This is a genomic window from Pseudomonas sp. P5_A2_2, assembly GCF_054177685.1.
Genome location: NZ_JBGCUL010000132.1, coordinates 1 through 8520, shown reverse-complemented (window position 1 = coordinate 8520; position 8520 = coordinate 1). Strand labels below are relative to the sequence as shown.

Here is an 8520-nt window from a genome sequence, read left to right as displayed (position 1 = left end):
TTGAATGTTAATCCGCTATCGCGAGCAGGCTCGCTCCTACAGGTGGAGTGCAACGTGTTCGGATTTATTCCCCGCGAATGTACTGTTCCAGCTGCTTGATCAGCTCCGCCTGTTCGGCAATCGCCTCCTTGACCAGGTCACCGATCGACAGCAGCCCAATCAATTTGCCGTTTTCGACCACCGGCAAGTGACGCAGGCGCCTATCGGACATGATGCCCAGGCAGGTCTCCACGGTTTGATGGGGGTCGACGGTGATCACCGGTGACACCATGATGTCGCGTACCGGCGTACCCACCGAAGAGCGGCCGTGCAGCACCAGTTTGCGTGCATAGTCCCGTTCGCTGATGATGCCCAGCACTTCATCATTCTCCACCACCAACAAGGCGCCGACGTTTTTCTCGGCCATCTTCATCAGTGCTTCGAGCACCATGTGATCGGGTTTGATCTGGTGCACTTCCTGATTCTTCTGATCTTTGAGCTTGAGCAGTTGGGCGACGGTTTTCATGGTGGTTACTCGGGTGTTGTCGTTGTTCTTGAAGAATCGTAGACGCGAGCGTTCAGGGCAAGGGCGAATGCGGCAGATAACACGCAAAAAACGTCATTCGGCGGTTTTTCTTCGGTAAACCCCTCATTTCAGGCCCGGCGCACTACCTGTAGGAGCGAGCCTGCTCGCGATGACGGACTAACAGCCAATATCTTCGTTGAAGGTTAATCCGCTATCGCGAGCAGGCTCGCTCCTACAAGTAGTGTGTCTGCCTGGCAGGCCTGCGGCAAACGCGCTATCCCGGCCGATGACGGGTAGAATCCCCCTCTGAATCAACGTTGAGGTTTGCAGTGGTGGATCTACAGCAGGGCTTCGTCCTGACCCGGCATTGGCGCGACACCCCGGCCGGTACGGAAGTCGAGTTCTGGCTGGCGACCGATATCGGTCCCCGGCGCATCCGCCTGCCTCATCAACCGTCGGTGGCGTTCATCCCTGCTGCGCAGCGTCAGGCGGCCGAAAGCGTTTTGCATGACGAGAAGAACGTCGAGCTCAGGCCCCTGGCCCTGCAGGATTTCGAACATCGCCCGGTCCTCGGGCTTTACTGCCAGCAACATGGCCAGTTGATGCGCCTGGAAACCGCGCTGCGCCGGGCCGGTGTCGAGGTGTTCGAAGCCGACGTGCGCCCGCCGGAACGCTACATGATGGAACGCTTCATCACCGCGCCGGTGCGTTTCAGTGGCACGCCGAATGCCGAGGGCCTGCTGCTCGACGCCCAGATGAAACCCGATCCCGACTACCGGCCGAGCCTCAGACTGGTGTCCCTGGACATCGAGACCACCGCCCAGGGCGAGTTGTATTCCATTGCCCTGGAAGGTTGCGGCGAACGTCAGGTGTACATGCTCGGTCCGCCGAATGGCGACGCCAGCCAGGTGGATTTCCAGCTCGAATACTGCGATTCGCGGACCCTGCTGCTGAAAAGACTCAATGAATGGTTTGCCCGCTTCGACCCCGACGCGATCATCGGCTGGAACGTCGTGCAGTTCGACTTGCGGGTGCTTCACGAACACGCCCGGCGCCTGGCGGTGCCCTTGAAACTGGGGCGTGGCGGTGAGGAAATGCAGTGGCGCGAACATGGCAGCGGCAACCATTACTTCGCCTCGGCGGCAGGACGCCTGATCATCGACGGTATCGAGGCCCTGCGCTCGGCAACCTGGAGTTTCCCTTCGTTCAGCCTGGAAAACGTCGCGCAAACCTTGCTCGGCGAGGGCAAATCCATCGACAACCCGTACCAGCGCATGGACGAAATCAATCGCATGTTCGCCGAGGACAAACCGGCGCTGGCCACATACAACCTCAAGGACTGCGAACTGGTCACGCGGATTTTCGCCAGGACTGAGTTGCTCACCTTCCTGCTGGAGCGGGCCAGCGTCACCGGTTTGCCGGCCGATCGCATGGGCGGTTCGGTGGCGGCGTTCACACACCTGTACATGCCGCTGATGCACCRTCAGGGTTTCGTTGCGCCGAATCTCGGTGGCAAGCCACCCGAAGCCAGCCCCGGCGGTTTTGTCATGGATTCACAACCGGGACTGTACGAATCGGTGTTGGTGCTCGACTACAAAAGCCTCTATCCGTCGATCATCCGCACCTTCCTGATTGACCCCGTGGGGCTGATTGAAGGGCTCGAGCATCCGGACGACAGCGAGTCGGTACCGGGTTTTCGTGGCGCGCGCTTTTCGCGCACCCGGCATTGCCTGCCATCCATCGTCGCCCGGGTGGCCGAAGGCCGGGAAACCGCCAAGCGCGAACACAACGCACCGCTGTCCCAGGCGCTGAAAATCATCATGAACGCGTTCTACGGTGTGCTCGGCTCCAGCGGTTGTCGCTTCTTCGACACGCGCCTGGCTTCGTCCATCACCTTGCGCGGGCACGAGATCATGCTGCGCACCCGCCAGTTGATCGAGGCCCAGGGGCATGCAGTGATTTATGGCGACACCGATTCGACCTTCGTCTGGCTGCGTCGCGCCCATGGTCAGCAGGAGGCGGCGCAGATCGGCCACGCGCTGGTGGCGCACGTCAATCAGTGGTGGCGCGAGCACGTGCAGCAGGAATACGGCTTGCAAAGCGTTCTCGAGTTGCAGTTCGAAACCCACTACAAGCGCTTTTTGATGCCGACCATCCGCGGCGCCGAAGAAGGCAGTAAAAAGCGCTACGCGGGGCTGGTGACCCGGGCCGATGGCAGCGACGAAATGATCTACAAAGGCCTGGAAACCGTACGCACCGACTGGTCGCTGTTGGCCCGGCAATTCCAGCAGGAGCTGTATTCGCGGATCTTCCTGCGCCAGCCCTATCAGGATTATGTGCGTGACTACGTGCGCAAGACCCTGGCCGGTGAATTCGATGACCGGCTGATCTACCGCAAGCGCCTGCGCCGCAGCCTCGATGACTATCAGCGTAACGTACCGCCCCATGTGCGCGCGGCGCGCCTGGCCGACGAGTACAACGACCGCCAGGGTCGCCCGCGGCAATACCAGAACGGCGGCTGGATCAGCTACGTGATCACCGGCGCCGGCCCCGAGCCGCTGGAAGTGCGCAGCGCGCCCATCGATTACGACCACTACATCACCCGGCAACTGCAACCGGTGGCGGACGCGATACTGCCGTTTGTCGACGACGACTTCTCAACCCTGATTGGGGGGCAACTGGGCCTGTTTTGAGTCCATCAGCGACAAGGTCCAGTCATCCAGGATGCCGTGGAAGTATTGGTTCAGGGCTTGCTGGAAAAGGCTGTAGGCGGCGGTGACCTGGGCAAACAGGGTCATCGAGGAATGAAACTTCAGGTCGTCGGGATGGCCGAAAATCCCGGCCACCGAGCACTCCCGGATGTTCAGTACTTCCTGGGTGCAGGTGCGTAGCCGGGCGCCCAGCAACGGGTGCTCAAGGTAGGCCAGGGCTTCCTCCCGCGAGCGGATGGCAAAGCGGCGCGACATCTCGCTGCCGCCGAGCCCGGCAAATTGCGGAAAAATGAACCACATCCAGTGACTGCGCTTGTGTCCATTGCTCAGCTCGTTTTGAACCCGCTCGAATATCGGCTCCTGAGCCAGGAGAAAACGTTGCAGATTGAACGGGTCCAGGTGGTCGGTGCTCCTCATGGCGAAGCTCTCTGACTGACTGCGGTGGTTCAGACCATGGCCAGCCGCTGTTTGCGTTGTGGCGCGTGAAACGCTTGGTCCAGCGCCTCCAGATCCCCGGCTTCAAGCTGCAATCGGGCAGCTTGGGCATTGAGCCGTACATGCTCGGGGCGGACCGCTTTGGGGATAGCGATCACGCCGTCCTGACGCACAATCCATGCCAGCGCGACTTGTGCCGGCGTCACGCCGTGTCGGGCGGCCACCTGTTTGAGAGTGGCATTGGCGAGCATTTTTCCGCCCTGGTCGATCGGACAGTAAGCCATGACCGGCAGCCGTCGTTGATGGCTCMAGGGTAATAAATCAAATTCTATGCCCCGTTGTGCCAGGTTGTAGAGCACCTGATTGGTGGCGCAGGCCGGGGCGTCCAGTTCCAGCAAGTCGTCGAGGTCGAAATTGGACACGCCCCAACGACCGATCTTGCCGTCTTCGCGCAGGCGTTCGAAGGCTTCAACGGTTTCCTCCAGGGGATACTGGCCGCGCCAATGCAGCAGATACAGATCGATGTAATCGGTGCCGAGCCGGCGCAGGCTTCGCTCACATGCCAGGGGAATGCCCTGGCGGCTGGCATTGTGCGGGTACACCTTGCTGACCAGAAAGACGCTGTCGCGCTGGTCGGCGATGGCATCGCGGACCACTTCCTCGGCGCCGCCTTCGGCGTACATTTCAGCGGTGTCGATCAGGGTCATGCCCAGTTCGATGCCCAGGCGCAGGGCCGCGACTTCTTCCGTGTGCCGTGAGCGGTCTTCGCCCATCTGCCAGGTCCCCTGGCCGATAACAGGGACCCTGGCGCCAGCCAATTCAAGCGTGCGCATGCAAACCTCCTTTATGAATGCCGATGGTTGTTTCAATGGGCAGCACAATAGTCCATCGGTTCCCCCGCAGGGGTTGCTGCAGGCTGCGATCTTTTGAGCTGGACCTTGTGTGCCGATACTGCACTTTTTCGCCATGCCCGACTCTATCCATGGCAGCCAGCGGCGATCCCCACCGTCGGCCCCCCCTTCAAGTCTAAACATACAGGTGAAATTACTCCCACAAGGGAAGTGCTTAAGGTATAAAGATAGATCGCATCGATATAACTGGTTATAAGAAATATCGCTATGCTGCGGGCCAGATTTCCCTTGCGATCTTTGTGGACGTATTCATGGATTTAGTGAACATCGGGTTGGTCGTTGCCGGGCTGGTCGTCGGCTTCATCGTCGGCATGACTGGCGTGGGTGGCGGGTCGCTCATGACGCCGATCCTGCTAGGGTTCGGCATCAACCCGGCGACGGCGGTCGGTACCGACCTGCTGTACGCCGCCATCACCAAGTCCAGCGGTGTACTGGTTCACCGCAAGAACAACAACATCGACTGGGCGATTACCGGCTGGCTGACCCTGGGCAGCGTGCCCGCGGTGGCGTTGACGCTGTGGTTCCTCAGCACCCTGCACAGCGCCCCCGAGGCGATGAACGCGATCATCAAGCAGGCCCTGGGTTTTGTGTTGTTTGCCACGGCACTGGCGATCCTGTTCAAGAAGCGCCTGCTCGACTTCGCCCACAAACGTGCGGGCGGCAACTACCACCCCAGCGGATTGCGCCTGAATGTGATGACGGTCATCACCGGGCTGGTCCTTGGCGCCATGGTCGCGCTGACATCCATCGGTGCTGGTGCGCTGGGCACCGTGGCACTGTTCATCCTCTATCCGATGCTGCCGACCCGCCGCCTGGTGGGGACTGAAATCGCCCACGCCGTGCCGCTGACCCTGGTCGCGGGCCTTGGCCATGCCAGCATGGGCAACATGGATTGGCACGTCCTGGGTTACTTGCTGGTGGGCTCATTGCCGGGGATTTACCTGGGCAGCCACCTGACCGGGCGCATCTCCGACGAACTGCTGCGCCCTTGCCTGGCGACCATGCTGTTGTTGATCGGCTACAAACTGGCGTTCTGATACAAGCCGCCACGCCAGTTTCATTCGCGGGTGAATATTTCCAGCAGATGCCCGTCCGGGTCATCGAAATACACCCGCCTTCCTCCCGCGTAATCATTGATCTCCCTCAGTCGCTGCTTGCACGGGTCGGCCCACCATGGCTGACCGTTGGCTTGCAGGCGTGCGAAGGCCGCATCGAAATCCTCGTCACCCATCAAGAATGCATAGTGCTGGGACGCTATCGGCGGGTCGTTGTCGTAGAAATCCAGTGACACGCCGTTATCCAGCTTGACGATCAGCATGGGCCCGAAAGGCTGCGGGGCGGGCAGGCCAAGGAGGCTGGCCAGGAAATTCGCCGAAACCTGCTTGTCCCGGCACCAGACGATGGTGTGGTTCAACTGAGCGCTCATGGGCAAGTCCTCACGACGGATCAGGCGGGTTGTCATGTGTCTTCAGATTAGCCCAGCCTGTTGCGCAATGACCGCCCTGACCTAAGCTTGGGGCAAGGCGAGACATATTTGCGGTACGTCACCCGGAACGATCGCCGCAATGCGCAATCATTAGAGCGTGGATATCAAAAGGAGATGCGCATGCTCATCAGGTCACTGACCCTGGCTACCTTGCTGGCGATTGCCGGCACTTCGTTCGCCGCTGATGGCGACTCACCGCTGGACATGGACAAGGGCAGGGCCCGGCCACTGATAGTCATCGCTCCGAGTGCTGTTGATCCGGTCTGGACCGGCCTGAAAAAGTCGCTGGATGAACCGGCCAATCGCCAGGGATTCACCGACCGCAACATGGTGCTCTACACCGTGCTCAACCTGATGGGCCAGCGCGACGGCAAAGACCTCGGGCCACAAGACACGGCGGCACTGATCCGCTCGCTCAAGCTGGGTGCCGGCGCCAAGACCAAGGTCATCCTGGTCGGCAAGGACGGCGAAAAGAAACTCGAACAATCGGACGCCATCAAGCTGGAAACGATTTTCAGCGCTGTCGATCAGTTGCCGGCGACCGAGAAAGAATTCACCGCGACCGTGGCGGCTCCGGTCACTGAGGCGGAGCCTGCGGCCAAGGGCGCCAAGCCCGCGAAAAACAGCAAACCGGCGAAGGCCGCCAAGCCGGCTGAAATGCCGGATGATTGAACTGACACTGAATTCTGGTGGTGAGCAATTAACCTGTGGGAGCGAGCTTGCTCGCGATGGCGGACTGTCAGGCAACGCAGGTGTCGACTATGCGATCGTCATCGCGAGCAAGCTCGCTCCCACAGGGTTTCGGTGTTCGAAGCGTTAACTGATCGGCATTACCTCTAGAGGTCGCCCTTATCTATGGAGAAGGCGGCAAGGCTTATTGAGTCAGGGCACTCAGAATCTGATGAGCAATCCTGACCCGCTGCGCATTCGGGTAGTTCTTGTTGGCCAGCATCACAATGCCAATGTCCTTCGATGGCACGTACGCCACGTAAGCACCAAAGCCCCCGGTTGAACCGGTCTTGTTGACCAGTACGTTCTGCGGCTGCGCCTGCGGCGGGTTCAGCCATTGGACCTTGTGGGCCTCTATGGCCATCGGCGTGGAGTTGCCGTCCAGCAGGCGATCCAGTGTGATCGGGTAGCGATACATCTCCCAGCCCAGGCCCTGGGTCATATCGCCGACGGTGTAGTAACCGCTATGAGTCAGGGCGATGGCTTGCTGCAACGGCTTTTCCAGGGACGCCGGCTTCATGTTCGCGCCGACATAGCCCAGCAAGTCCGCGGCGCTGGTTTTCACCCCATACGCCTCGGAATCCAGCGCCCCCGGAGTGACCCGTACCGGTTTGCCGTCCTGGTTGTAGCCCTGGGCGTACAGCGCCATCTGATCCTGTGGCACATGCACATAGGTGTGCTTGAGGCCCAGTTTTGGCAGCAGGGTTTTCTCCATCAGCTCATCGAACGGCTGGCCCATGCTTTGCGCAGCGAGGTAGCCGAACAGGCCAAGACTGGGGTTCGAGTACAGTCGGTGGCTGCCGGGGGCGTAGAGCGGTTTCCATTGTTTGTAGTAGCCGAGCATCTTGTCGGCCGAATCAGATTCGGCAGGGAATTGCAGCGGCAGGCCGCCAGCGCTGTAGGTACCCAGTTGCAGCACGCTGATATGGTCGAACGCACTGCCGCGCAAGGCCGGCAGGACCTGGCTGGCCTTGTCCGACAGCGACAGCTTGCCCGAGGCCTGTGCATAAGCTGTGAGGGTGGCGGTGAAGGTCTTGCTGACGGAGCCGATTTCGAACAGGGTGTCTTGCGTGACGGGGTTGCCGGTTTCTGTCGAGGCRACGCCATAGTTGAAGTAATGCGCCTGGCCGTTGACGGTGATCGCCACGGCCATACCGTTGATACCCTCGGCTTGCATCACCGGTTGTACAGCGGCGTTCACCACTGTCTCGATTTGATCCTGTGCCACGCATTGGCCTGCGGCGACTATCGCCATGCAAGCGGCGATGGTTTTCAGCCTGTCCATGTTGGTTTCATCCGTCGTTGATTCAGTTGCGCGCCATTTTAGGGCGTGAAGCGCCATGCTCCGAGCGTTTTTTAAAATCGGCCGCCAACAGGCGGCCTCGCGCAACCGTCAACTCAACGCACCAGGCAAGGCCGCTTGTTATCGAACTTCCAGCCGGGAATCAGGAACTGCATCGCCACGCTGTCATCCMGCGCCCCCAGGCCCATGCCTTTGTACAGTTCATGAGCTTTGGCAACCTGGTCCATGTCCAGTTCCACCCCCAGCCCCGGTTTCTGCGGTACCTGCACGCAGCCGTCGACGATTTGCAGCGGGGCCTTGGTCAGGCGCTGGCCGTCCTGCCAGATCCAGTGGGTGTCGATGGCGGTGATTTCGCCCGGAGCGGCCGCCGCCACATGGGTAAACATCGCCAGGGAAATATCGAAGTGGTTGTTGGAGTGCGAACCCCAGGTCCCCAGGTC

Annotated in this window: 9 protein-coding genes; 3 read left to right on the top strand and 6 right to left on the bottom strand. The window is 60.5% G+C overall.

The window, feature by feature from the left end; translation table 11 throughout:
• Positions 1 to 64 precede the first annotated feature (64 nt).
• Positions 65 to 505, bottom strand: a complete 441-nt coding sequence (locus ACXRVY_RS11290) for a CBS domain-containing protein (protein WP_223463428.1) — start codon at positions 503 to 505, stop codon at positions 65 to 67.
• 332 nt (positions 506 to 837) lie between these two features.
• On the opposite strand from ACXRVY_RS11290, the gene ACXRVY_RS11285 reads away from it, so the two are divergent.
• Positions 838 to 3198 carry a DNA polymerase II gene (locus tag ACXRVY_RS11285; protein WP_458237409.1) on the top strand — a complete coding sequence of 787 codons (2361 nt, stop codon included), beginning with the start codon at positions 838 to 840 and terminating at the stop codon, positions 3196 to 3198.
• On the opposite strand, the gene ACXRVY_RS11280 is transcribed toward ACXRVY_RS11285, so the two are convergent.
• Positions 3163 to 3633 (bottom strand): DUF1810 domain-containing protein, encoded by a 471-nt coding sequence (locus ACXRVY_RS11280; protein ID WP_458237408.1) that lies wholly within the window; start codon positions 3631 to 3633, stop codon positions 3163 to 3165. The genes ACXRVY_RS11285 and ACXRVY_RS11280 overlap by 36 nt on opposite strands.
• 29 nt (positions 3634 to 3662) lie before the next feature.
• Positions 3663 to 4484 carry an aldo/keto reductase gene (locus tag ACXRVY_RS11275; RefSeq protein WP_458237407.1) on the bottom strand — a complete coding sequence of 274 codons (822 nt, stop codon included), beginning with the start codon at positions 4482 to 4484 and terminating at the stop codon, positions 3663 to 3665.
• Between the two features lie 329 nt (positions 4485 to 4813).
• Between ACXRVY_RS11275 and ACXRVY_RS11270 the strand changes: the two genes are divergently transcribed.
• The gene (locus ACXRVY_RS11270; protein ID WP_223463424.1) at positions 4814 to 5599 is read left to right on the top strand and encodes a sulfite exporter TauE/SafE family protein; all 786 of its coding nucleotides are present in this window, start codon (positions 4814 to 4816) and stop codon (positions 5597 to 5599) included.
• A 20-nt stretch (positions 5600 to 5619) separates the two neighbouring features.
• On the opposite strand, the gene ACXRVY_RS11265 is transcribed toward ACXRVY_RS11270, so the two are convergent.
• Positions 5620 to 5988: a VOC family protein gene (locus ACXRVY_RS11265; RefSeq protein WP_223463423.1), complete on the bottom strand. Its 369-nt coding sequence runs from the start codon at positions 5986 to 5988 to the stop codon at positions 5620 to 5622.
• A gap of 180 nt (positions 5989 to 6168) precedes the next feature.
• Here ACXRVY_RS11265 and ACXRVY_RS11260 point away from each other — a divergent pair, with 180 nt between their 5' ends.
• Positions 6169 to 6720, top strand: a complete 552-nt coding sequence (locus ACXRVY_RS11260) for a DUF4174 domain-containing protein (RefSeq protein ID WP_223463422.1) — start codon at positions 6169 to 6171, stop codon at positions 6718 to 6720.
• Between the two features lie 202 nt (positions 6721 to 6922).
• Here the strand turns inward: ACXRVY_RS11260 and ampC are convergent, their stop codons facing one another.
• Complete coding sequence (ampC, locus tag ACXRVY_RS11255; protein ID WP_457266113.1) at positions 6923 to 8032, bottom strand: class C beta-lactamase; 1110 nt, start codon at positions 8030 to 8032, stop codon at positions 6923 to 6925.
• Positions 8033 to 8175: 143 nt separating this feature from the next.
• The coding region (locus ACXRVY_RS11250) for an enolase C-terminal domain-like protein (protein ID WP_458237406.1) at positions 8176 to 8520 on the bottom strand (345 nt) is incomplete at its 5' end.